General features: G+C 33.5%; 20 protein-coding genes. 15 read left to right on the forward strand and 5 right to left on the reverse strand.

Annotated features, from left to right (window positions below; translation table 11 throughout):
• Window positions 1–176 precede the first annotated feature (176 nt).
• Window positions 177–995: a ZIP family metal transporter gene (locus KA858_RS10730; RefSeq protein ID WP_053029959.1), complete on the reverse strand. Its 819-nt coding sequence runs from the start codon at window positions 993–995 to the stop codon at window positions 177–179.
• Window positions 996–1,114: 119 nt separating this feature from the next.
• Here KA858_RS10730 and KA858_RS10735 point away from each other — a divergent pair, with 119 nt between their 5' ends.
• The 7 genes from KA858_RS10735 (at window position 1,115) to KA858_RS10765 (ending at window position 11,212) form a co-directional block, all read left to right on the forward strand.
• On the forward strand, window positions 1,115–2,995 hold the full coding sequence (locus KA858_RS10735) for an ABC-F family ATP-binding cassette domain-containing protein (RefSeq protein ID WP_210135671.1): 1,881 nt from the start codon (window positions 1,115–1,117) through the stop codon (window positions 2,993–2,995).
• 14 nt (window positions 2,996–3,009) lie between these two features.
• Window positions 3,010–4,788 carry a DNA helicase RecQ gene (gene recQ / locus KA858_RS10740; RefSeq protein WP_210135672.1) on the forward strand — a complete coding sequence of 593 codons (1,779 nt, stop codon included), beginning with the start codon at window positions 3,010–3,012 and terminating at the stop codon, window positions 4,786–4,788.
• Window positions 4,789–5,086: 298 nt separating this feature from the next.
• The gene (locus KA858_RS10745; protein WP_210135673.1) at window positions 5,087–6,055 is read left to right on the forward strand and encodes an ABC transporter ATP-binding protein; all 969 of its coding nucleotides are present in this window, start codon (window positions 5,087–5,089) and stop codon (window positions 6,053–6,055) included.
• The gene (locus KA858_RS10750; RefSeq protein WP_210135674.1) at window positions 6,052–7,566 is read left to right on the forward strand and encodes an ABC transporter permease/substrate-binding protein; all 1,515 of its coding nucleotides are present in this window, start codon (window positions 6,052–6,054) and stop codon (window positions 7,564–7,566) included. The genes KA858_RS10745 and KA858_RS10750 overlap by 4 nt, the downstream gene beginning before the upstream one ends.
• A gap of 268 nt (window positions 7,567–7,834) precedes the next feature.
• Complete coding sequence (locus tag KA858_RS10755) at window positions 7,835–9,349, forward strand: peptide MFS transporter (RefSeq protein WP_210135675.1); 1,515 nt, start codon at window positions 7,835–7,837, stop codon at window positions 9,347–9,349.
• A 94-nt stretch (window positions 9,350–9,443) separates the two neighbouring features.
• Window positions 9,444–10,499: a histidinol-phosphate transaminase gene (gene hisC, locus KA858_RS10760; RefSeq protein WP_107629647.1), complete on the forward strand. Its 1,056-nt coding sequence runs from the start codon at window positions 9,444–9,446 to the stop codon at window positions 10,497–10,499.
• A gap of 179 nt (window positions 10,500–10,678) precedes the next feature.
• The gene (locus KA858_RS10765) at window positions 10,679–11,212 is read left to right on the forward strand and encodes a 5' nucleotidase, NT5C type (RefSeq protein WP_210135676.1); all 534 of its coding nucleotides are present in this window, start codon (window positions 10,679–10,681) and stop codon (window positions 11,210–11,212) included.
• 73 nt (window positions 11,213–11,285) lie between these two features.
• Here the strand turns inward: KA858_RS10765 and KA858_RS10770 are convergent, their stop codons facing one another.
• The 4 genes from KA858_RS10770 to KA858_RS10785 form a co-directional block, all read right to left on the reverse strand.
• Window positions 11,286–12,212, reverse strand: coding sequence for a diacylglycerol/lipid kinase family protein (locus KA858_RS10770; protein ID WP_107629648.1), 927 nt, complete (start codon window positions 12,210–12,212; stop codon window positions 11,286–11,288).
• Window positions 12,213–12,506: 294 nt separating this feature from the next.
• Window positions 12,507–14,012, reverse strand: a complete 1,506-nt coding sequence (locus KA858_RS10775; protein ID WP_210135677.1) for an S-Cys-Gly-3M3SH uptake peptide MFS transporter — start codon at window positions 14,010–14,012, stop codon at window positions 12,507–12,509.
• A 303-nt stretch (window positions 14,013–14,315) separates the two neighbouring features.
• A complete protein-coding gene (queF, locus tag KA858_RS10780) occupies window positions 14,316–14,816 on the reverse strand; it encodes a preQ(1) synthase (RefSeq protein ID WP_053029949.1) in 501 nt (166 codons plus the stop codon).
• A gap of 5 nt (window positions 14,817–14,821) precedes the next feature.
• A complete protein-coding gene (locus tag KA858_RS10785; RefSeq protein ID WP_053029948.1) occupies window positions 14,822–15,706 on the reverse strand; it encodes a DMT family transporter in 885 nt (294 codons plus the stop codon).
• A 790-nt stretch (window positions 15,707–16,496) separates the two neighbouring features.
• On the opposite strand from KA858_RS10785, the gene nrdI reads away from it, so the two are divergent.
• The 8 genes from nrdI to KA858_RS10825 all read left to right on the forward strand — a co-directional run bounded on the left by nrdI (window position 16,497) and on the right by KA858_RS10825 (window position 25,667).
• Window positions 16,497–16,895: a class Ib ribonucleoside-diphosphate reductase assembly flavoprotein NrdI gene (gene nrdI / locus KA858_RS10790; protein ID WP_210135678.1), complete on the forward strand. Its 399-nt coding sequence runs from the start codon at window positions 16,497–16,499 to the stop codon at window positions 16,893–16,895.
• The gene (nrdE, locus tag KA858_RS10795) at window positions 16,858–18,963 is read left to right on the forward strand and encodes a class 1b ribonucleoside-diphosphate reductase subunit alpha (RefSeq protein WP_107629650.1); all 2,106 of its coding nucleotides are present in this window, start codon (window positions 16,858–16,860) and stop codon (window positions 18,961–18,963) included. Before nrdI ends, nrdE begins: the two co-directional genes overlap by 38 nt.
• Window positions 18,964–19,090: 127 nt before the next feature.
• Window positions 19,091–20,059 carry a class 1b ribonucleoside-diphosphate reductase subunit beta gene (gene nrdF, locus KA858_RS10800; RefSeq protein ID WP_053029945.1) on the forward strand — a complete coding sequence of 323 codons (969 nt, stop codon included), beginning with the start codon at window positions 19,091–19,093 and terminating at the stop codon, window positions 20,057–20,059.
• 465 nt (window positions 20,060–20,524) lie between these two features.
• The gene (locus KA858_RS10805) at window positions 20,525–21,493 is read left to right on the forward strand and encodes an ABC transporter permease (protein ID WP_210135679.1); all 969 of its coding nucleotides are present in this window, start codon (window positions 20,525–20,527) and stop codon (window positions 21,491–21,493) included.
• Complete coding sequence (locus KA858_RS10810; RefSeq protein WP_053029943.1) at window positions 21,483–22,442, forward strand: iron chelate uptake ABC transporter family permease subunit; 960 nt, start codon at window positions 21,483–21,485, stop codon at window positions 22,440–22,442. The genes KA858_RS10805 and KA858_RS10810 overlap by 11 nt, the downstream gene beginning before the upstream one ends.
• Window positions 22,439–23,224 carry an iron ABC transporter ATP-binding protein gene (locus tag KA858_RS10815; protein WP_210135680.1) on the forward strand — a complete coding sequence of 262 codons (786 nt, stop codon included), beginning with the start codon at window positions 22,439–22,441 and terminating at the stop codon, window positions 23,222–23,224. Before KA858_RS10810 ends, KA858_RS10815 begins: the two co-directional genes overlap by 4 nt.
• Before the next feature lie 111 nt (window positions 23,225–23,335).
• A complete protein-coding gene (locus KA858_RS10820; RefSeq protein ID WP_070854857.1) occupies window positions 23,336–24,370 on the forward strand; it encodes a ferrated catecholamine ABC transporter substrate-binding lipoprotein SstD in 1,035 nt (344 codons plus the stop codon).
• A gap of 256 nt (window positions 24,371–24,626) precedes the next feature.
• The gene (locus KA858_RS10825) at window positions 24,627–25,667 is read left to right on the forward strand and encodes a ferrated catecholamine ABC transporter substrate-binding lipoprotein SstD (RefSeq protein ID WP_210135681.1); all 1,041 of its coding nucleotides are present in this window, start codon (window positions 24,627–24,629) and stop codon (window positions 25,665–25,667) included.
• Window positions 25,668–26,102 lie beyond the last annotated feature (435 nt).

Consider the following 26,102-nt stretch of genomic DNA (forward strand, 5'->3'; position numbering starts at 1 on the left):
CCATTTAAGGGGTTCAGTACCCAATAGAATTTGCTTTTTTATCTAAAACTTAACTTTCTAGACGTTGTTTCATGATTAATTTGTAACATACTACATAATTTAGATACCCGTTATCACTAGTGGTATTAACGAAATATAGAACAATATAATTTAAATATTTATGCTATTTACATCAATTAGCCAAGCGCAACGTCTAAAATCATCATAATAGTAAAGCCTAACATTAAACTTAATGTTGCCAAATCTGTATTATTACCAGATTGTGAGTCAGGTATGAGCTCTTCGACAACAACGAATATCATAGCGCCAGCTGCAAAAGCTAAAGCATATGGTAACACAGGCGTAATCACTAATATTAACGCCGCACCAATCGTAGCAAAAATGGGTTCAACAATTGCAGAAGCTTGGCCGTAATTAAAGGCTTTCCAACGAGATGCGCCAGCAGCTCTGATTGGCATAGATAATGCTGCACCTTCTGGAATATTTTGAATCCCAATCCCTATTGCTAAGCCCAAAGCACCTAGAAATGTTGCTTGGCTATTACCAGTCGCGATACCACCAAAAGCAACACCGATTGATAGACCTTCTGGAATATTATGTAACGTAATGGCAAGTACTAAGAGTGTATTCTTACTTAATGACGTTTTTACACCTTCACGGTATTGACTTTTATCTCCAATTCTTTGGTGTAAATGGGGGATAACTGAATCGAGGGCACGTATGAAGATGCCACCAAATAAAAAACCAATTGCAGCAGGTAACCAGGCAGGTAAACTACCATCTTTACCATATTCAATTGAAGGTTGTAATAATGACCAGAAACTGGCGGCAATCATAATCCCAGCAGCAAAGCCCTGCATTGAAGTTAATATGCGTTCATTAACGGATTTGAATACAAACACAGCAGCCGCACCCAATGCAGTGAGTAGCCACGTAATAATACCGGCTATAAGTGCCTGTAAATAGGGCGGTAAACTTTCGAAAAAGTCAATCATAACTCTTGTCTCCTTGTATCATTTAACCTTAAAAAGGTGTATAATATATAGAACTGATTTAAGCTTATCAAAAAATATTTAAAAATTCGATATTTCGATTTGGAAAAGGAAGTAGAAGCATGGAAGCGTATAAAATAGAACACTTAAATAAATCATATGCGGATAAAATCATTTTCGATGATTTAAACCTATCTATTTCTGAACATGAAAAAATAGGACTAGTAGGAATTAATGGTACTGGTAAAAGTACATTACTTAAAGTGATTGGCAATCTAGACGATGATTTTACAGCTGATATTACACATCCTAATCAATATCGTATACGTTATTCTTCTCAAAAACAAGATTTAGATGGCACTATGACGGTCTTCCAAGCTGTACTTAGCTCTGATACAACAACACTTCGAATTATTAAAGCTTACGAAGAAGCCGTAACAAATTACACACAGCACCAGGATGATACGTATTTTCAAAAAATGATGGAAGCGCAAGAAGCTATGGATCGACATCATGCATGGGATTATAATGCAGAAATCAAAACGATCTTATCTAAACTAGGTATTCACGATACGACTAAAAAGATAAGTGAGTTGTCTGGTGGCCAACAAAAGCGAGTCGTACTAGCTAAGACGTTAATAGAACAACCTGATTTATTGTTACTAGACGAGCCAACGAACCACCTTGATTTTGAATCCATTACATGGCTAATCAATTACATCAAACAATATCCTCATACTGTTTTATTTGTAACGCATGATCGTTACTTTTTAAATGAAATCGCGAGTAGAATCATTGAGCTAGATCGAGGTAAACTAAAATCGTATCCGGGTAATTATGAAGATTACATCGCAATGCGAGCTGAAAATGAAATAATCGAACAAAAGCAACAAGATAAACAAAAGGCTTTATATAAACAGGAATTAGCGTGGATGAGAGCTGGTGCTAAGGCAAGAACGACAAAACAACAAGCGCGTATCAATCGTTTTAATGATTTGGAATCAGAAGTTCAAGGCCATCATGCCCAAGATAAGGGTCAACTTAACTTGGCATATTCAAGATTAGGTAAGCAAGTGTATGAACTGGAACACGTATCTAAGCAAATGAATGGTAAAACGTTGTTTGAAGATATTACAGAAATCATTCAAAGCGGTCAGCGTATTGGTATTGTTGGTCCGAATGGTGCTGGGAAAACGACATTATTAAATATTTTAAGTGGAGAAGATAATGATTATACAGGCACGCTTAAAATTGGTCAGACTGTAAAAGTAGCCTACTTCAAACAAACAGAAGAAACGTTAGATAGAGACATACGTATGATTGATTACTTGAGAGAAGAAAGTGAAGTGGCTAAAGAAAAGGATGGCACATCCATTTCTGTAACACAATTACTTGAACGATTCTTATTCCCAAGTGCAACGCATGGTAAGAAAATTTACAAATTATCGGGTGGAGAACAAAAGCGTTTATATTTACTACGTTTGCTCGTACATCAACCTAATGTATTGTTGTTGGATGAGCCAACGAACGACCTTGATACTGAAACATTAACCATTTTGGAAGATTACATTAGTACGTTTGGTGGTTCAGTTATCACTGTGAGTCATGATCGTTATTTCTTAAATAAAGTTGCTCAAGCATACTGGTATATTCATGACGGGAAAATGGAACGTATCGTAGGAACGTTTGAAGATTATGAGGCATACAAGAAAGAGCAAGATAAAATTGCGACATTAGAGAAACAAGCGCAACAGCCGAAACAAAAGACAACTGTTCGAAAAAAATCTGGCTTATCATATAAAGAAAAACGTGAATATGAGTCATTGATGGAACGTATTGATCAAACAGAAACACGTTTAGAAGAAATCGATGAAGAGATGATTGCGGCTAGTGCTGATTATGCCAAAATCAAAGAATTAAATGAAGAGAAAGAACAATTAGAGCTAACATATGAAACAGACATCACGAGATGGAGTGAATTAGAAGAACTAAAAGAGCAATAAGGGGAATGTAAAGTATGGAAGCAACATTATCGCATTATTTTGGCTATGAGAAGTTTAGAACGGGGCAAAAAGAAATCATAACTAAAATAATGAATCATCATAATGTGTTAGGTGTATTACCTACAGGTGGTGGGAAATCAATCTGTTATCAAGTGCCTGGTTTAATGTTGGGCGGAACGACGATTGTCATTAGTCCATTAATCTCTTTAATGAAAGACCAAGTCGATCAGCTTAAGGCTATGGGAATTAAAGCCGCCTATTTAAATAGTAGTTTAACCAAGAAACAACAAAAAGACATTGAAAATGATTTAATGAAGGGTCATATTCAATTTTTATATGTGGCACCAGAACGTTTTGATAATCAATATTTTTTAAGTTTATTAAGTCGTATTACTATTCATCTTATCGCATTTGATGAAGCCCATTGTATATCTAAATGGGGTCATGATTTTAGACCTAGCTATCAAAGTGTGATTAAGAAAGTATTCACATTACCCCAAAACTTTACAATTGTCGCACTGACGGCAACAGCAACTGCAGAAGTGCAACAAGATATTATGGAAAAGTTAAACATCGATAGGCACGATGAAGTAAAAACGAGTACAAAACGCCGTAACCTAATTTTTAAAGTGAATCCTACGTATCAACGTCAAAAATTTGTCGTAGACTATGTGCAAAAGCATAAAGAACAAGCGGGTATAATCTATTGTTCTACACGTAAACAAGTTGAAGAGTTACAAGAAGCGCTTGACGTTATAAATGTTTCTTCTGCTATTTATCATGCAGGTTTAACAAATAAAGAACGTGAGACAGCTCAAAATGAATTTGTCTATGACAAAGTTAAAGTTGTTATTGCGACAAATGCGTTTGGTATGGGGATAGACAAATCAAATGTTAGATACGTCATACACTACAATATGCCCGGTGATCTGGAATCATATTATCAAGAGGCAGGCCGTGCAGGGCGTGATGGATTAGAAAGTGAATGCATCCTTTTATTTAGTGAGCGTGATAAAGGTTTACATGAATACTTTATTACGGTGTCACAGGCCGATGAGGACTACAAAGATAAAATGGGTGAAAAACTTACTAAAATGATTCAATACACAAAAACAAAAAAATGTCTCGAAGCAACAGTCGTTCATTACTTTGAACCCAATGAAAAGCTAGAAGAGTGTGGTCAATGTAGTAGTTGTATTCAACAAAATAAAACATATGATATGACACAAGAAGCTAAAATGATTATTAGTTGTATTGCACGTATGCGTCAAAAAGAAAGTTATAGTGTGATCATTCAAGTCTTGCGTGGAGAAACAAGTGATTATATTAAGTATAATGACTATGATAAGTTGACGACACACGGCTTAATGAAAGATTATACTACTTCAGAATTAAGTCATTTAATAGACGAATTGCGCTTTAAAGGATTTTTAAACGAATTTGATGAAATATTGATATGTGATGAAAGTGTTAAAAAGCTACTTAATGATGAAATTAAGGTATTTACGACACCATTTAAACAAAAATCTAAAGAGAAGGTTTATATCAATACAGTTGAAGGTGTCGATCGTGCATTATACAGTGAATTGGTTGAAGTACGTCGTAAATTAAGTGAGAAATTAAATATCGCGCCGGTAAGTATCTTTTCAGATTATACCTTAGAAGAATTTGCTAAACGTAAGCCGGAATCTAAGCAAGAAATGATATCTATTGATGGTGTTGGTAGTTACAAGCTAAAACATTATTGTCCGAAATTCTTAGAAACTATTCACTCTTATAAAGCCAGTATATAAACGCAACATCTAAATATATTAGGAGAACCTAGAACAAACAATGTTATGAGGCGCCTGAGCCAATGCATAGCAACTAGCTAAATTGAAAAGACAGTCCAATTTACTTGAGAGTGGGATAATGAATGCACAAAACATTCTATCCTACTCTCTTTATTTTTTATTTATATTGTTATGCTATATTTTTTGGATGTAATTACAATAATATGACTAATTTAATATGAATTCATCATTAAACATGTTTAAATAGGGAATAAGAATGCAAACATTTTAAATAGGTAGATTAAATGAAGGTGACTAAATGATTGAATTTAAAAACGTAACCAAACGTTATGGCGATAATGTAGCTGTCGATAATGTGAGTTTCAAAATCAATGAAGGAGAGTTCTTTGTACTCATCGGCCCATCTGGGTGTGGAAAAACGACCACTTTGAAAATGATTAACAGACTAATTCCGTTAAGTGAAGGCTATATTTATTTCAAAGATAAGCCCATTAGCGATTATCCCGTTTATGAAATGCGATGGGACATTGGATATGTGTTACAACAAATTGCACTTTTCCCGCATATGACAATTAAAGAAAATATTGCACAAGTGCCACAGATGAAAAAATGGAAAGACAAAGATATAGATCGACGTGTAGACGAATTACTTACAATGGTTGGTTTAGAACCAGAAAAATATCGTGATCGTAAACCAGATGAATTATCAGGTGGCCAACGACAAAGAGTTGGGGTAATCAGAGCATTAGCTGCAGATCCTCCAGTCATATTGATGGATGAGCCGTTCAGCGCATTGGACCCGATAAGTCGTGAGAAGCTACAGGATGATTTAATAACATTACAAACACAAATAAAGAAGACAATCGTGTTCGTCACACATGATATACAAGAAGCTATGAAGTTAGGCGATCGTATTTGCTTACTCAACAATGGCCGTGTTGAACAAATTGATACACCGCAAGCGTTTCGAGATCAACCTAAAAATGCATTTGTAGAAGAATTTATGGGAAGTCATTTAGATCAAAATCAAGAAACATTGCAGTTGAAAGACTTAAAGATTACAACACCGCTCACAGAGACAGAAACGCAACACGATTACCCAATCATCAATAGTGATGTCCAATTACGTTCAATTTATTCGAAATTAGCACAGCATGAAGCGGTGATTGTGAATGATGCATCAACTTCTACGCAGTCTCTCTTAAAGCGTGAAGATGTCTTTAAATTTTTATCTCAAGATGACTACGATAAGGAGGGTAAAGTATGAGTAACTTATTGAGTACCCTCAACGACCGTAAAGGCGAAGTATTTACAACTATTGTAGAACATATTCAAATATCATTTATCGCATTATTAATCGCGATCTTAATCGCTGTTCCACTAGGGATTGCTTTAACGAAAACGAAGCGTTTGTCTGAAGTCATCATGAATTTAGCGGCAATATTACAAACTATTCCATCTTTAGCATTATTAGGCTTGATGATTCCAACCTTTGGTATTGGTCGACTTCCTGCAATTATCGCGTTAGTTGTGTATGCCTTGTTACCAATTTTAAGAAATACATATACAGGCATTAAAGAAGTCGATCCATCACTCATTGAAGCTGCTAAAGGTATAGGTATGAAACCGGTGCGTCGATTAACGAGAGTTGAGTTACCTATTGCTATGCCAGTGATGATGGCCGGTATTCGTACAGCAATGGTATTAATTATCGGTACAGCAACTTTAGCTGCATTAATTGGTGCAGGCGGACTTGGTGATTTAATCTTATTAGGTATTGACCGTAATAACGCATCACTCATTCTTATTGGTGCGATTCCTGCTGCATTACTCGCTATTATGTTTGATTTGATATTGCGATATATGGAGAAATTGTCTTACAAGAAATTATTAATCACTGTTGGAGTGATGATCCTTATTATATTATTGGTCATTGTTGTACCACTTTTCGGGAAAAAAGGGGACACAATTACGCTTGCAGGTAAATTAGGTTCAGAACCTTCAATTATTACAAATATGTATAAAATTTTAATTGAAGATGAAACAGACAATACAGTTGATGTTAAAGATGGTATGGGGAAAACATCCTTCCTCTTCAATGCTTTGAAATCAGATGATATAGATGGTTATTTAGAATTTACAGGTACAGTGTTAGGAGAATTAACGAAAGAAGATTTAAAATCTAAAAAAGAAACTGCTGTATATCAACAAGCTAAACAAAGTTTAGAGAAAAAATATGACATGACCATGTTAGAACCTATGAAGTACAACAACACGTATGCGTTAGCAGTAAAAAAGGATTTCGCTAAAGAGAATAATATTAAAACGATAGGTGATTTACAAAAAGTCGAGGACAAACTTAAACCAGGATTTACGATGGAATTTAACGACCGTCCTGATGGCTACAAAGCTGTGTCTAAAGCTTATGGACTCGATTTATCAAATATTAAAAAAATGGAGCCAAAATTACGATATACTGCAGTCGAAAAAGGCGATATCAATTTAATTGATGCGTATTCAACCGATGCGGAATTAAAACAATATGATATGGTCGTTTTAAAGGATGATAAGCATGTCTTCCCACCATATCAAGGTGCACCGATGTTTAAAGAGAAATTCTTAAAAGAACATCCTGAAATTAAAAAACCATTGAATAAGTTAAAAGGTAAAATTTCAGATGAAGAGATGCAAGAAATGAATTATAAAGTTACCGTAAAAAATGAAGATCCTTATAAGGTTGCAAAACATTATCTTGAACAAGAAGGTTTAGTCAAATAAAAGAAGTGTATAGCGATTGACACACCGCTTATTTTAAGGCTACTTGATAAAAGTGCCTTTGATGATTGCTAGACTGAAAAACGCTAACATTAAGTTTCTCATAGTACAAATGATGCTCAGGGAGCGGGACAACGAATTGATTTCAATTTCTGTCCTGCTTCTTTTTTTTAGTGAGAATTTCGTATAGACAATTGTAATCTGATTTAATTTTATTTACACTAATGAATAAATACACAAAATTAGCGTGTATGGTTTTAGGGGGGAGAAAATGAATACAAAGAACTATTCTAGACAAGAAATAGTGGAGAGTGTACCTCAAAAAGGATTTTTCGGTCATCCTAAAGGTTTAAGTACACTATTCTTTACTGAATTTTGGGAGCGATTCAGTTACTATGGTATGAAAGCCATTTTAGCTTATTATCTGTACTATTCTGTTAGTAAAGGTGGCTTTGGTTTACCACAAGGGACAGCACTACAAATTGTATCGTTATACGGTGCACTTATCTATATGTCTGGTACCATCGGAGGTTGGATCGCAGACAGAATGATTGGCACACGTCATGCTCTGTTTTATGGTGGCATACTTATTATGTTTGGACATATTCTGTTGACGATACCGGGTAGTTTAACCGTAGTTATGATTGCATTATTACTGCTTATTATTGGTACAGGTTTATTGAAACCTAATATCTCAACTACCGTTGGAGAATTATATGACCATAATGACAGACGTTTAGATGCAGCATTTACTATTTTTTATATGGGTATTAACCTAGGTAGTTTTTTAGCACCATTTGCGACAGGATATTTACAAACAAGACTAGGATTTCACTATGGTTTCGCTGTAGCTGCAGTAGGTATGTTCGTAGGATTAGTGACATACTATATTACCAATAAAAAGAACTTAGGATTAGCTGGTTTAAGTGTGCCTAATCCGCTTCGCAAAGAAGAAATCAAAAGGTTATCAATTATTACTGGTATTATCGTGTTAATTTTCGCAATTATCCTACTTATCTTGCAATTTACTGGACAATTAAGCCTATCTAGTTTTAGTATGATTGTTACATTCGTAGGTATCGTTTTACCGATTTGTATTTTTGTTTATATGTTATCAAGTCATAAGACGCGTAAAGAAGAGCGTTCAAGAATTTATAGTTACATACCGTTATTTATTACATCTGTTGCATTCTGGATGATTCAAGAACAAGGTTCAACAGTTTTAGCTAACTTTGCAGATCAGAAGACAGAACTAAGTTTGGCTAAACTGACAAATGGTGTTCTCGATTTTCATATACCAGCAGCCTGGTTCCAGTCGATTAACCCGGTATTTATCATAATATTAGCACCTATCTTTGCTAGTATATCGACGAAATTAGGTAAGCATAATCCAAGTACAGTATACAAATTTGCACTAGGTGCAATTTTCGCTGGGTTATCTTATTTAGTCATGATTATACCGTTAAGTAGTCATGTTCAAATGATTCATCCTATTTGGTTGGTGTTAAGTTTCTTCTTAATCACATTGGGAGAATTATGTATTTCACCAGTTGGGTTATCAGTAACGTCTAAATTAGCACCTGCAAAATTCTCAGCACAGATGATGGCACTATGGATGTTAAGTAACGCGACTGCACAAAGTATCAATAGTCAAATTGTTGTCCTATTTAAAATTATTAGTGAAAAAGAATTCTTCTTATATTCTGGATTGTTTACACTTCTCATTGGTGTTATCTTAGTTGCGATTTCTCCAATTGTTAAAAAAGCAATGAATGGCGTACATTAAGATACGATAGCAGTCCTGCAATTTGATATTGTGTAAGGCAACATCGTTTATGATTGAATAAACATTTTATATTTATGAAAAGGAGTGGTTGGCAATGAAACAACAATTAAATCAATTAACAGCGTATCAACCAGGTTTATCACCACAAGCACTTAAAGAAAAACATGGCATTGAAGGGGACCTATATAAACTTGCCTCAAATGAGAATTTATATGGCCCTTCTCCAAAAGCAAAAGAAGCAGTTCAAGCGCACGTAGATGAATTATTCTACTACCCGGAAACTGGGTCGCCATCACTACGCAAAGCGATTAGTGAGCACTTGAATGTGGATGCATCTAGAATTCTATTTGGTGCTGGGTTAGATGAAGTTATCTTGATGATTTCAAGAGCGGTATTAACACCGGGTGATAAGATCGTAACGAGTGAAGCAACATTTGGTCAGTACTATCACAACGCGATTGTAGAGTCAGCTGATGTTGTCCAAGTACCATTGAAAGATGGTGGCTTTGATTTAGATGGGATTATAAAAGAAGTAGATGAAGATACAGCCTTAGTATGGTTATGTAATCCTAACAACCCAACTGGAACGTATTTCACTCATGATGAACTAGAACACTTTTTAGAACAAGTGCCTAGTCACGTACCAGTATTGATTGATGAAGCATACTTCGAGTTCGTTACGGCAAATGATTATCCTGATACATTGAAATTGCAAGAACGTTTTGATAATGCATTTTTATTAAGAACGTTCTCTAAAGCTTATGGCTTAGCAGGATTACGTGTAGGTTATGTTGTTGCTACGAATGAAGCAATTGAAAAATGGAACATCATTCGTCCACCATTTAATGTCACTCGTATTTCAGAATATGCAGCCATTGCAGCGTTAGAAGATCAAGACTATTTAAATGAGATTACAGCTAAAAATGCTGTCGAACGTCAGAAATTTTATGATATACCGCAAAGTAAACATTTCTTACCAAGTCAAACGAACTTTGTATTTGTGGTTACAAACAAAGCGCAAGAATTATACGAAGCATTATTAAATGTTGGTTGTATTACACGACCATTTCCAACTGGTGTCCGTATTACAATCGGATTCCCAGAACAAAATGACAAGATGATAGAAGTATTGAAACACTTTGATTATTAAAGACGAATCTAACGGATTAAGCTTTCGATGCAAGATAATTGAATCAGTTCTGATAGTGCTATAAATTTAAATATAGCAAGAGAGTGGTACAATCAATTCGATATGAATTCTGTACCACTCTCTTTTGAATTTTTGCTATACTTTAACAGTATATAGGTGATGATTAAGGGAGAGATATTATGTCTAGAAAATCTATAGCTATTGATATGGATGAAGTCTTAGCAGACACATTAGGTGCCATTATTGAAGCGGTTAATGTTAAAACTGAATTAGGGATCACGGTTGAGTCGCTCAATGGTCAAAAGCTTAAAAACGTGATACCGGAACATGATGGATTAGTGCGTGATATTTTAAGAGCGCCAGGCTTTTTTAGAAATCTAAAGGTAATGCCACATGCACAAGAGGTAGTTGAGAAATTAACAGAACATTACGATGTTTACATTGCAACAGCGGCGATGGATGTACCAACATCATTTCATGATAAATATGAATGGTTACTTGAGTTCTTCCCATTTTTAGACCCTCAACAATTTATCTTTTGCGGTCGTAAAAATATAGTAAAAACAGATTATCTCATTGATGATAATCCTCGACAATTACAAATCTTTGAAGGAGAACCAATCATGTTTACTGCGTCTCATAATGTTAATGAAGAACGCTTTAAACGTGTTAATGGATGGAAAGGTGTGGAAGCATTCTTTCTTGAAGCATAATTAAAAATAAGCGATTAAGGTATGATGAATGAGACATTAACCTTAATCGCTTTTATATTGATAGAATTAATAGTTATTGTTCAGCATTTTCTGGGAAAGTTAGAATTTGAATTGCTTTTGGCAGAACTTCAATAGAAATAGGTGTTTCTAAATTAATTTCACCGTCAATGTCTACTTTCATAATTGGATCCGTGGATAATGTAATATGCTCACCAGCAATATGATCAATCCCGTTTGTAATTTCGTTCCAATCCATACTATCGCGTTTCTTAAAGATGTCATTAAGAATAGTGAAACTTTGTTTATCAAAGATAAAGCTATTCACTTTACCATCTTGAGGAGATAAATCGACAAGTGGAATACGACTACCGCCTATGTTTGGGCCATTAGCAACAACAAGCATTGATGTGTTACCTGTATATTCTTTGTCATCTACAGTTAATTTATAATCGAAATGTTCAGGGTTCATTAATGTTTTAACGGTAGAACCGACATAGCTCAACTTGCCGAAGATGTCTTTACGACCTTCTTGGACATTTTCAGCGTTTTGAACGATTAATCCTAAGCCAACGAAATTGAGTACGTACGTATCATTTACTTTCATGACATCATACGATTCTAAATGTGAAGTCTTTAACTGCTCACTGGCTTTTCGGAAGTCTGGATGTAGATTTAATGTTTTAGTAAAGTCATTAAATGTCCCTCCAGGAATAATTCCGATAGGGAGGTTGAGTTGATTTGTCATAACACCATTGATAAGTTCATTAACAGTACCATCGCCACCTAATATGAAGACAATATCCACATCACTGCTATAGTTTTGATTTTTAATATCTTCACAATATTTAATGATGTCGCCTTCATTTTCACTTAATTGAATGGATAAATGCTTACAAATGGTTGTTAGCGATTTAGTGACTTCCCCTAAACCGTCATATATATCTTTTAGACCACTATGTTCATGGTAAAAAAGAACCCCATGATTAAATGTTTGATCCATAATAATGCCTACTTTCGTAATTTACTTTAATTATCTTATATTTACCCAAAATCAGGTTTGCTTAATTATGATTTGCGTACTTCAAGTGCTCAAGTCTTTATGATTACACTTTTTACGTTGACACACAAAGAAAAAGGATGGAACAGAATTCAATTTGAATTCATTGTTCCATCCCTAAAAGCATGACTAACGTTGCGCAAAGCTGAATATAAATGACTTCTTAGTTCACTCAGTTACTGTGAATATGCTTGAGCATCCCTAAACATTAGGACGTTTTTTAAATAGCCTAAAAGGTTAATGAATACCTTTCATTGCTTTAGAAATCTTCGGTGTGAAAGCTAAGATAATCACAGTAATGACAATTGCTACACTACCTAAGAAGATAAAGTAATTCGTTTGACCTAAAGGTTCAATTAATTTAACTAACGTACCATTAAGTGCTTGTGCAGATGCGTTTGTTAATAACCAAACACTCATCATTTGCGCATTAAATGCTTTCGGTGCTAATTTAACTGCTGCACTATTACCTGTAGGTGATAAACATAATTCACCAACCACACAGATTACATAAGATAGGATAACCCAGTTTACTGAGAAGTGTGAATCACCATAACTCATACCGATAAGTCCCATTAGAATATATGAAGCACCTGCTAATAAGGTACCAATACCAAACTTGACTGGTAAGCTTGGTTGTCTTTTACCCATTTTTAACCAGATTGTTGAAACGACTGGTGCGAAGAGTAGGATAAATAATGGGTTAATTGATTGGAACCATGCTTCACCAAATTGTGTCTCCCAACCAAATAAATTTAGTTGCATATCAGAACGTTCTAATCCATAAATATTTAAAACGTTTGAACCTTGTTCTTGAATTCCCCAGAATAACATTCCTAGAATGAATAATGGAATAAATGCTTTAACGCGAGAACGTTCTACATCTGTAACTTCTTTACTACGAATCATCGTTGTAAAGTAAATAATTGGTAATGCAATACCTAGAACTAAAACAGTATTACTAATAAGGTTAAATGATAATGTATTAGTAAAGTATGTAACTAATAATACAATAGCAATTACGATTACAACTAAGCTAACAATTAATCCATATTTTCTTTTTTCTTCAGGAGAAAGTGGATTTGTTGGATTCATACCAACAGAGCCTAAATTTTTCTTGTTAAAAATCATATACCATACTAAACCTAATGCCATACCAATTGCTGCGATTAAGAAACCGCCGTGATAATTTTTCACATCAAGGAAATGTTGCAAGATAATTGGTGAGATTAATGCGCCTAAGTTAACTGACATATAGAATATAACGAACCCAGCATCCATACGTGTATCATTCTCAGGGTATAATCGTCCAACAATGTTTGAAATATTTGGTTTCATTAAACCAGAACCGATAATGATAAAGAACATTGATGCAAATAACCCAAACATTGCGAATGGTAAACTTAAACAAATATGTCCAATAATAATCAGTACTGCACCAATCAAGGTCGCGCCTCTAGTACCGAAGAGTCTATCTGCGACCCAAGCACCTGGAATTGAAGACATGTAAATTAATGCCCCGTAAACTGACATAATAGACATTGCAGTCGTTTGGTCAATGCCTAGACCGCCATTTTTAATTTGGTCATACATGTAGAAAATGAGCATGGCGCGCATACCGTAATAACTAAATCGCTCCCAAAATTCTACAAAGAATAGTACACCTAAGCCGTTAGGATGTCCGAAGAATCCACGCTGAGGTATTGTTTGAACTGCTTGTTCATGGGAATTGTTTGTTGCCATATGTATCCCAATCCTTTCTTCCCTTTAAAGACTGAAATTTAATAATCAAGATGATGATATGTAAAATAATGTAATTTCTTAAAAATAGAAATTTTTAGAAATTTCAGTCAATGAGTTGATGATTTAAAATCGAATGAGAATAAGTTGCTTTATTTAGATCATCTTACTCTTTTGTAATTTTAAATGATAATAATAAAATACGCTTTAATTCACTAATAGGCAATAGTAAATTTAAATAAATTATCACAAATAATGAAAAAATCCACTAAATTGTCAAACAATTTAGTGGATTTTATTAATCTTTTATCTATTATCTATTTTTTCTGGATATAAATCGTGGTTCATTAATCGATGCTCAGCCATTTTTTCATATTTAGAATTAGGGCGGCCATAATTTGTATATGGATCGATAGAAATACCACCACGTGGCGTGAATTTACCCCAAACTTCGATATAATGTGGATCCATTAACTCTATTAAATCGTTCATAATAATATTCATGCAATCCTCGTGGAAGTCGCCATGATTTCTAAAACTAAATAAGTATAATTTTAATGATTTGGATTCTACCATTTTAACATTTGGAATATATGAAATATAGATGGTAGCGAAATCGGGTTGACCTGTAATAGGACAGAGAGATGTAAATTCAGGACAATTAAATTTTACAAAGTAATCGCGCCCTTGATGTTTATTGTCAAATGTTTCTAAAACTTCTGGCGTATAGTCAAATTCATATTTATTGTTTTGATTACCTAATAAAGTAATATCTTGTAGTTCTTCTTTTTGACGTCCTTGCGTCATATGAATCACTCCTTAGTGTTAGTTTGGTGTTGCGTTGGTACAGTTTGTCGTCGCGCTTTTTCAAACATATAATAGCTTGCGCCGATGATAATGACATAACCAATGAGTGCATAGAAATCTGGTGTTTCTCCGAACAGAATAAATCCGAAGACTGCCGTGAAAATAATTGAAGCATACGTAAAGATAGATATGTCCTTCGCAGGTGCAAAGCTATAGGCAAGTGTAATACCAATTTGGCCAACTGCTGCTGAAAGCCCCGCTCCTAAAAGGTAAACCATTTGTATAGTTGTCATTGGTTCATATGTCGCAATTGAAAACGGAATTAAAACGACAACTGAAAATAATGAAAAATAAAACACGATAGTATAAGGTGCTTCTCTAGTACTAAGTGCACGAACACATGTGTATGCAGAGGCTGCGAAAATACCTGAGAATAATCCGGCTAATGACGTAATCATTGTTGAAGAAAACTCAGGTTTAACGATAAATAACATACCAAAGATTGCTACAATCATAGCAACGATTTGATATTTACGAACTTTCTCATTTAGAAAAATTAAACTAAGTAAAATTGTCCAAAAAGGATTAAGTTTCATTAGCGTATCTGCATCGCTTAATACCATATGATCAATGGCATATATATTTAATAAAACACCTATAAGTCCTAATGTAGAGCGAGAAATTAACAGAGGTTGACTACTTAATTTCCCGAACATAGGCTGTTTATATTTAAATATGAAAAATAATGGGATAAACATTGCAACAAAATTTCTTGCTAATGATTTTTGAAATACAGGTAAGTCTCCTGCAAGCCTGAAAAATACAGACATAAAACTAAAACCAATCGCTGAAATTAGAATTGCAATGATGCCCTTAACTTTTGGATTCAAGGTTAATCGCCTCATTTGTAAAAAATTACCGTATATATAGTAGCATAATTCAATTAGTAATGCATAAATACTTGAAAATAATATAGGGATGTAATATGATTTAAATGCGAACAAATGTTCTGTTTGGGTAAAAACACGTTAGATGCCATTTTTTTATAAATGTTATATTCGTGTTTTTAGAGTGAAATATAATATATACTTGAATAATTGTACAAAATACATTGATTGTTTAAATAATTGGTCTTCAAGAACGCTGACAATTCAATCATTTATATTGCTGGTGAAAATGCAACTAAAACACATTAAATATTCAAAAATAAATATTTGTATCAATTTAAGTTTGATGTGATGCACATTCAGACGTTTTTCCGAACTTTTGTCACGAAATAGTTACTTTCAATTAAGAGAGCAATTCTGTATAATGAAACACAGAATATAGTATTGAATTTGTAAATGAACCACAACATGTTGTGGTTGTATAAAAAGTTTGTGTTATAAAAATTATTCATTTTAATAGAAATTTCACACTGGGTTTTAAGTATAAATCCCTAATTCAATGCTATTTATACGAACGAGCTAATAGATGAAATAGTCTCGAAATTTTAGTCTAAACACTACATGTAGTGGCTGAAAATGAAAGTCACTTCTTTTAAGTATAACGATCATCAGCTAGTTGACATCCAAATAAATGTCTAAAATATGTCGTATTTAATGTCTAGCAAGTTTTCTTATTTAATTAAGAGAACTTCTTTTTAGTTAATAATATGGACTGACGAAAGAAGGCGTTCCAATGAAAGTAGTTTATTTCTCTTTTTCTGGTAATGTAAGAAGATTTATCAAGCGAAGTGAAATTTCAGATGTAATGGAGATAACTAAAGATAATTGTACAAATCCATTTGATGAACCTTATATTTTAGTTACGGGAACAATTGGATTTGGTGAAGTGCCTAAAGAAGTACAATCGTTTTTAGATGTTAATTATCAAAATTTACGCGCAGTTGCAGCAAGTGGTAACCGAAACTGGGGACAAAACTTTGCTAAAGCGGGTAAAACAATTTCCGAATCATATCATGTACCTCTATTAATGAAATTTGAAGTACAAGGTTCTAATAAAGATGTTATTGAATTTAAAAATAAGGTGGGGCATTTCAATGAAAATGATGAACGAGAAAAAGTACAATCATATTGAACTAAATAATGAAGTTACGAAACGTAAAGATAATGGTTTCTTTAACTTAGAGAAGGATCAGGAAGCATTAGCGGTTTATCTTGAAGAAATCCATGATAAAACAATTTATTTTGACAGTGAGATTGAACGATTACACTATCTCGTAGATAACAATTTTTATTTTAATGTCTTCGAGAAATATAGCGAATCAGACTTAGTTGAAATCACTGAATTTGCTAAATCAATCAACTTTGAATTTGCAAGCTACATGTCTGCTAGTAAGTTCTATAAAGATTATGCGTTAAAAACTAACGATAAATCACAATATCTAGAAGATTATAATCAACACGTCGCAATCGTTGCACTTTATTTAGCAGACGGCAACAAACAACAAGCAAAGCAATTTATTCTAGCAATGATTGAACAACGATACCAACCTGCGACACCAACGTTCTTAAATGCAGGACGCGCACGTCGTGGTGAATTAGTATCATGTTTCTTGTTAGAAGTGGATGATAGCTTAAATTCTATCAACTTCATTGATTCTACTGCCAAACAGCTAAGTAAAATTGGTGGTGGTGTAGCAATCAACCTATCTAAATTACGTGCCCGTGGTGAAGCTATTAAAGGTATCAAAGGTGTAGCGAAAGGTGTGCTACCTGTAGCGAAAGCGTTAGAGGGTGGATTTAGCTACGCGGATCAACTCGGTCAACGTCCAGGTGCTGGTGCTGTCTATTTAAATATCTTCCATTATGATGTTGAAGAATTCTTAGACACTAAAAAAGTAAACGCTGATGAAGACTTGCGTTTATCAACAATTTCTACTGGTTTGATTGTACCTTCTAAATTCTTTGATTTAGCAAAAGAAGGCAAAGATTTCTATATGTTTGCACCACATACGGTTAAACAAGAATATGGTGTAACACTAGATGATATTGATTTAGAAAAATATTATGACGATATGGTAGCAAACCCTAATATCGTTAAGAAGAAAAAAGATGCAAGAGAAATGTTGAATATGATTGCACAAACACAATTACAATCGGGCTATCCATATTTAATGTTTAAAGATAATGCGAATAAAGTGCATGCCAATTCAAATATTGGTCAAATTAAAATGAGTAATTTATGTACAGAAATCTTCCAGTTACAAGAAACATCAGTAATTAACGATTATGGTATTGAAGATGAAATCAAACGTGATATATCTTGTAACTTAGGTTCATTAAATATCGTTAATGTCATGGAAACAGGTAAAATTAAAGACTCTGTTCATACTGGAATGGATGCATTAACTGTAGTTAGTGATGAAGCTAATATCCAAAATGCACCAGGCGTTAGAAAAGCGAATAGTGAGTTACACTCAGTTGGACTCGGTGTTATGAACTTACATGGTTATTTAGCTAAAAATAAAATAGGGTATGAATCAGAAGAAGCTAAAGATTTTGCGAATATATTCTTCATGATGATGAACTACTACTCAATTGAGCGTTCAATGGAAATTGCTAAAGAACGTGGTGAAGTATATCAAGATTTTGATAAGTCTGATTATGCTAGTGGCAAATATTTTGACTTCTATACATCTCAAGACTTTGAACCTAAATTTGAAAAGGTAAAACGTTTATTTGATCATATTGATATTCCAACGGCTAATGATTGGAAAGCATTACAAGAACAAGTGCAACAACATGGTTTATATCATGCATATAGATTAGCGATTGCACCTACACAAAGTATTTCATATGTACAAAATGCAACAAGTTCAGTTATGCCAATTGTTGATCAAATTGAGCGTCGTACGTATGGAAACGCTGAAACATTTTACCCAATGCCATTCTTGTCTCCAGAGACAATGTGGTACTATAAATCAGCTTTCAATACTGATCAAATGAAACTCATCGATTTGATTGCTACGATTCAAACACACGTGGACCAAGGTATTTCAACAATCTTATATGTGAATTCTGAAATTTCAACACGTGAATTATCAAGATTATATGTTTATGCGCATCACAAAGGGCTTAAATCACTATATTATACGCGTAATAAATTATTAAGCGTTGAAGAATGTACAAGTTGTGCAATTTAATTTTTAGAAGTTAACAGAATAAAGTATTAAATAGGGGAAGGTTGTAGGGTCAACACGACAAATTGATTGACCTCCTTTCCCTTTAACGAATGAGATTTGCTTTTTAGTAATTAAGGAGGATTTTTAAATGAAGGCCGTCAATTGGAATACCCAAGAAGATATGACGAATATGTTTTGGCGTCAGAATATTTCTCAAATGTGGGTAGAAACAGAATTTAAAGTATCAAAAGATATTGCAAGTTGGAAGACACTAACTGAAGACGAGAAAAATACATTTAAACGTGCATTAGCAGGATTAACAGGATTGGATACGCATCAAGCAGATGATGGTATGCCGTTGATTATGTTACACACAACAGACTTACGTAAAAAAGCAGTGTATTCATTTATGGCAATGATGGAACAAATTCATGCGAAAAGTTATTCACATATTTTTACAACTTTACTTCCTTCTAGTGAAACGAACTATTTGCTAGATACTTGGGTTATTGAAGAGCCTCATTTAAAATATAAATCTGATAAAATTATCGAAAATTATCATAAATTGTGGGGAAAAGAAGCCTCTATATATGATCAATATATTGCGAGAGTTTCAAGTGTATTTTTAGAGACATTCCTATTCTATTCTGGTTTCTATTATCCTCTATACCTAGCTGGACAAGGTAGAATGACTACTTCTGGTGAGATCATTAGAAAGATTTTATTAGACGAATCGATCCATGGTGTATTTACAGGACTAGATGCACAAAGTTTGCGTAATGAACTTTCTGAAAATGAAAAACAAAAAGCAGACAAAGAAATGTATAAATTATTAGAGGATTTATATGCAAATGAAGTCTCTTATACACACTTGCTATATGATGATATCGGCTTAAGTGAAGATGTATTGAATTATGTTCAATATAACGGAAATAAAGCTTTATCAAATTTAGGTTTCGAACCTTATTTTGAGGAAAAAGAATTTAATCCTATCATTGAAAACGCTTTAGATACTTCAACTAAAAACCATGATTTCTTCTCAGTAAAAGGTGATGGTTACACATTGGCGTTAAATGTAGAAGCATTACAAGATGAAGATTTTATTTTTGAAGATTAATCAGTAACAACATGATATAAATGAAAAAACATCTGAGACCTAGTTCTCAAAACGTTAGCGGCTGGGACATAATTCCTAGCAAAAATGCCAGTAAATGAGTTTTTTATAAATTCATTTACTGGCTTCTTTATTTATAATACTTCGTATTGTTGGCTTGCTTGCCCAACGTGCTTTGCTTGTAGATTTTCATATTGAAAATCTCTTTGCCGCGGCCCCTTTTTGTTTGTGATACGTCTGATTGTTGGCCATCATGATGAAACAACTTAACCGTGTTATCTATTATGTGTTCGGTTCGTACAATCTACATTATTTCTTTCGATTCATGTATAAATATGAATATATCTTCAAATTACTATTGAAATTCAGGTCAGTAATCTTTAATATTGATTATAGCGACAATGATAATCATTATCGTTGATAACGACTATCATTTCAATACATATAGCAAGACGAGGAGAATAAATAGTGAAGTTTTTATTTAAGGGTTATGTTTTACTTATCGTATTAGTATGTTTAACTATAGTCTCCTTATTTGTTGGGGTGAGTCAGCTCTCTCTTTCAGATATTTTCCACTTAAACGAAGAACAGCAAAATATTTTGTTTTCAAGTCGTATACCTAGAACAGTTAGTATTCTTCTTTCTGGTAGTTCACTCGCATTAGCAGGATTAATTATGCAGCAGATGATGCAAAATAAATTTGTAAGTCCGACTACGGCAGGAACAATGGAATGGGCTAAGTTAGGTATTTTAATTTCGCTTATTTTTTTCCAAAAAGGTCATATATTAATTAAATTATTATTTGCGGTTGGATTGAGTTTGGCAGGGACATTCTTATTTGTGAAATTAATTAATTTAATTCGTGTTAAAGAAGTTATCTTTGTGCCATTACTAGGAATTATGATTGGTGGTATTGTATCCAGTTTCACGACATTTATTGCCTTAAGAACTAACGCATTGCAAAGCATTGGCAACTGGATGAATGGCAACTTTGCAATTATAACAAGTGGACGCTATGAAGTCCTTTATCTTGTTGTGCCACTACTGATTATTGCGTTTATCTTCGCAAATCACTTTACGATTGCTGGTATGGGAAAAGATTTTAGCCATAACTTGGGTGTTAGCTATGAAAAAATTATAAATATTGCATTGTTCATTACAGCTGCACTGACGGCATTAGTGGTTGTTACTGTAGGTACGCTACCATTTTTAGGTCTGATTGTACCAAATATTATTTCGATGTATAGAGGTGACCATTTAAAAAATGCACTTCCACATACACTCATGCTAGGATCAATATTTGTATTGTTCGCTGATATCGTAGGTAGATTGATTGTCTATCCTTATGAAATTAATATCGGATTGACTATTGGTGTCTTCGGAACAGTGATATTCCTAATATTACTAATGAAAGGTAGAAAGCATTATGCAAATTAGTTCTAACAAGAAAATTACCATATTAATTATTGCGACAATTTGCATGGCAGCATTTTACTTATTAGTAGGTTTAGACTATGAGATTTTTCAGTATCAATTTCAAAGTCGGTTGAGAAAATTGGTGCTTATCCTCATTGTAGGTGGTGCGATTGGGGCATCAGTTGTTATCTTTCAAGCGATTACAACCAACCGATTATTAACACCATCAATTATGGGATTGGATTCTGTTTATTTATTTGTAAAAGTGTTGCCAGTCTTTTTAGTAGGTACACAAGCTGCAGTTGTCACTAATGTATACTTGAACTTTTTTGTGACGCTAATTGCTATGGTCTTATTTTCATTATTGCTATTTGAAGGCATGTTCAAATTAGGGAACTTCTCAGTATATTTTATTTTACTCGTAGGTGTGATTTTAGGGACATTCTTCCGAAGTATTACGAGTTTTATCCAGTTGATTATGGACCCTGAGTCGTTCTTAGCAGTACAAAGTGCTATGTTTGCAAGTTTTGAGGCATCTAACTCTAAACTTGTCCTTATTTCAACATGCTTATTACTTGTTTTAATTGTAATTACAGTGATATTGCGTCCATACTTAGATGTATTACTACTTGGAAGAGCGCAAGCAATCAATTTAGGTGTATCTTATGAGACAATGACGCGTTTACTTCTTATATTAGTGGCTTTATTGGTCTCTATCTCAACGGCTTTGGTTGGTCCGGTTACATTCTTAGGATTATTAACTGTAAATTTAGCACATGAATTAATGAAGACGTATGAGCACAAATATATTTTGCCAGCAACCATTTTAATTAGCTGGATTAGTTTATTTTTAGCACAATGGGTTGTTGAAAATTTATTTGAAGCTACAACAGAGTTTAGCTTAATCATTGATTTAATCGGTGGTAGTTACTTCATTTACTTACTTGTCAAAAGGAGAAGTGCAAATTGATTGAGATTAAAAATTTAGATAAAGCGATACAGAATAAGCCAATTTTAAAAAATATTAATGTTGATATTCAGAAAGGTAGGCTCACCTCTCTTATAGGACCCAATGGCGCTGGTAAAAGTACCTTATTATCTGCGGTAAGTCGCTTATTTGAGTATGAAAAGGGTTCAATAAAGATTGAAGGTAAAGCAGTCGATGATTATAAAAATGATGATTTAGCTAAAAAGTTAAGCATTTTAAAACAGACGAATCATACAGATATGAATATAACGATTGAACAATTAGTAAACTTTGGTCGATTTCCTTATTCAAAAGGACGTATGAAGAAGGAAGATTATGAACAAGTTGAGTATGCGCTAGATTTATTGCAACTTCAAAACATTCGTCATCGAAATATTAAAACGTTATCTGGGGGTCAACGACAACGTGCGTATATTGCAATGACTATTGCGCAAGATACGGATTATATTTTATTAGATGAACCGTTAAACAATCTAGATATGAAACATTCTGTGCAGATTATGCAAACGTTACGCCGACTTTGTAAAGACTTAAACAAAACAATTGTCATTGTTCTACATGACATAAACTTTGCGTCATGTTATTCAGACGATATCATCGCATTAAAAGATGGTGAAATCGTCAAAGCAGATACAAGAGATAATGTTATTCAGACCGAGATTCTAAAGCAATTATATGAAATGGATGTTCATATTGAAGAGATCAGAGGGCAACGCATTTGTCTGTATTACGATGAAATCACATTTGACTCACTTTGTAATTAAATCATTTAACCTCATATTTTAAAGGGGTGATGCTATTAGAAGACGTAGACAAGAGAGAAGTCCATCGATACGCAGCATAAAGGTTAAATAATTTTTAGAGGAGTCGTACATATGAAAAAGACAGTCTTATTTTTAGTATTATCTTTAGTATTAGTTTTATCAGCTTGTAGTAATGGATCAAGTAGTAACGATTCAGGATCTAAAAGTGATAGCAAAGATTCAAAAGAAACTGTAAAAATCAAAAATAATTTTGAAGCTTCAGGTGAAGAACGAGATGGTAGTGATGCTAAGAAAGTGAGCAACACAGTTGAAGTTCCTAAAAATCCTAAAAATGCAATTGTTTTAGACTATGGTGCTTTAGATGTACTTAAAGAATTAGGCGTGGCAGATAAAGTCAAAGGTTTACCAAAAGGTGAAAATAATGAATCATTACCAGATTTCCTAAAAGACTTTAAAGATGATAAATACGTAAATACTGGAAATCTTAAAGAAGTGAATTTCGATAAAGTAGCTGCCGCTAAACCTGAAGTAATATTCATTTCAGGAAGAACTGCCAATCAGAAAAATTTAGATGAATTCAAAAAAGCAGCCCCAGACGCTAAAATCGTTTACGTTGGTGCTGATGAGAAAAATCTAGTTAAAGACATGAAGAAAAACACTGAAAACTTAGGTAAAATTTACAACAAAGAAGATAAAGCTAAAGACATCAACAAAGAGTTAGATGAAAAAATCGCTGAAATGAAAGATGAAACTAAGAACTTTGATAAAACTGTAATGTATTTATTAGTAAACGAAGGTGAATTATCAACTTATGGTCCTGGTGGAAGATTTGGTGGTTTAGTATTTGATACATTAGGCTTCAAACCAGCAGATAAAAACGTAAGCAATAGTTCACATGGTCAAAATGTTAACAATGAATACATCAGTGAGCACAATCCAGATGTTATTTTAGCAATGGACCGTGGTGAAGTTGTTGGTGGTGAATCTACTGCCAAAAAAGTATTAAGCAACGACGTTATTAAAAATGTTAAAGCAGTTAAAAATGACAAAGTATATCAATTAGATCCAAAATTATGGTACTTTGCATCAGGTTCATCTACTACTACAATTAAACAAATTGATGAATTAGAAGAAGTCGTAGATTAATAGGCCATTTCAAAGCATCTAAAATATAATGCTTAGGCTAAAAGTCAGTGAATGCGTGAACAAATACATTCATTGACTTTTTTATTTTGAAAATAAGTTAGTCCTATCAAGTATAAAAAAAGCTTATACTTCAATATCATAATCTGCATAGCTTGCAACTTTTTATTGAAAAATATTTTATAATAAAGTAATATATTTTTAAGTGATATTGATAATCGTTATCACTTAAATACGACAACAAGAGGATGTTGCAACGATGAAGAAAATAATTGTGTTTTTAGTATTAAGTCTTACCTTAGTTTTAACGGCATGTGGCAAAAGTTCAGATAGCGATCATGGTGCCACAAAAAAAGATGACAACAAAGACTTCGTTCAAATAGAAAATAATTATAAGACACGAGGCGAGAAGAAAGATAAAAGTGACGCTAAAGAGGTTAAAGAAACTGTGGATGTTCCTAAGCATCCAAAGCGTGCGATTGTCTTTGATTACGGCGCTGTCGATGTATTGAAAACATTTGGTGTACAAGACCAAATTATTGGTTTACCTAAAGGTGAGAAAAATGCGGCATTACCTGAATTTCTTTCAGAATTTAAAGATGAGAAATACATCAATACGGGTAATTTAATGCAAATTAATTTTGATAAAGTAGCTAAAGCAAAACCAGAAGTGATTTATATTTCTGGAAGAACAGCAACAGTGAAAAATATAGATGAATTGAAAAAAGCTGCGCCAAACGCCAAAATTGTTTATGTTGGTGCTAGCGAGAAAAATTATATTAATGATATGAAATCAGTAACAATAAAATTAGGTAAAATTTATGGTAAAGAAGATAAAGCAAAATCTTTAAATGACGCACTGGATAAAAAAATAGCAGATACAAAAGTAAAAGTTGAAAAAATAGATAAGAAAACGATGTACTTGTTAGTTAATGAAGGTGAGTTATCAACTTTCGGTCCAGGTGGTAGATTTGGTGATTTAATTTATAATACACTAGGCTTTAAACCGACTGATACGCATGTTAAAGCTAGCCCACACGGTCAAAATATTAATAATGAGTATATTACAACTAAAAATCCTGACATTATTCTAGCGATGGATAGAGGACAAGTTGTGAGTGGTAAATCAAGCGCGAAACAAACGTTATCTAATGATGTAATTAAAGGTGTGAATGCCGTTAAACATGGTAATGTTTATGAACTCGATCCTAAACTATGGTACTTTAGCGCAGGATCAACGTCTACGACAATCAAACAAATTGATGAATTAAATCACATCATTGAAAAATTAAATAAATAAGAAACAAAAATGGCTTAGTAACCATCGGTCAATTGTTACTAAGCCATTATTATTTGTATAAAGAAGAGTCTGGGACATAATTCCTAGAGAAAAAGCCAGTAAATGAGTTTTTTATAAATTCATTTACTGGCTTCTTTATTTACAATACTTCGTATTGTTGGCTCGCTTTCTTAGGGGACAGCTTCAGCCTGTAGTCTTCAGCTTGTCCTGTTCCCTCAAGAGTCTCGCCAAAATACTTTGTATTTATATGTAATTTTACATTGAAACACTTTAAAAAAATAAGGCACTTTCGTATAATTTAATAAATACCACTAAACTAAATTAACGAGGTGCCTTATGTATAAAGATTATAACATGACTCAACTTACTCTACCAATGGAAACTTCAGTTCTTATCCCCACAAATGATATATCACGACATGTAAATGATATTGTT

This window comes from Staphylococcus sp. GDX8P80P (assembly GCF_017893095.1).
Classification (GTDB): domain Bacteria; phylum Bacillota; class Bacilli; order Staphylococcales; family Staphylococcaceae; genus Staphylococcus; species Staphylococcus borealis.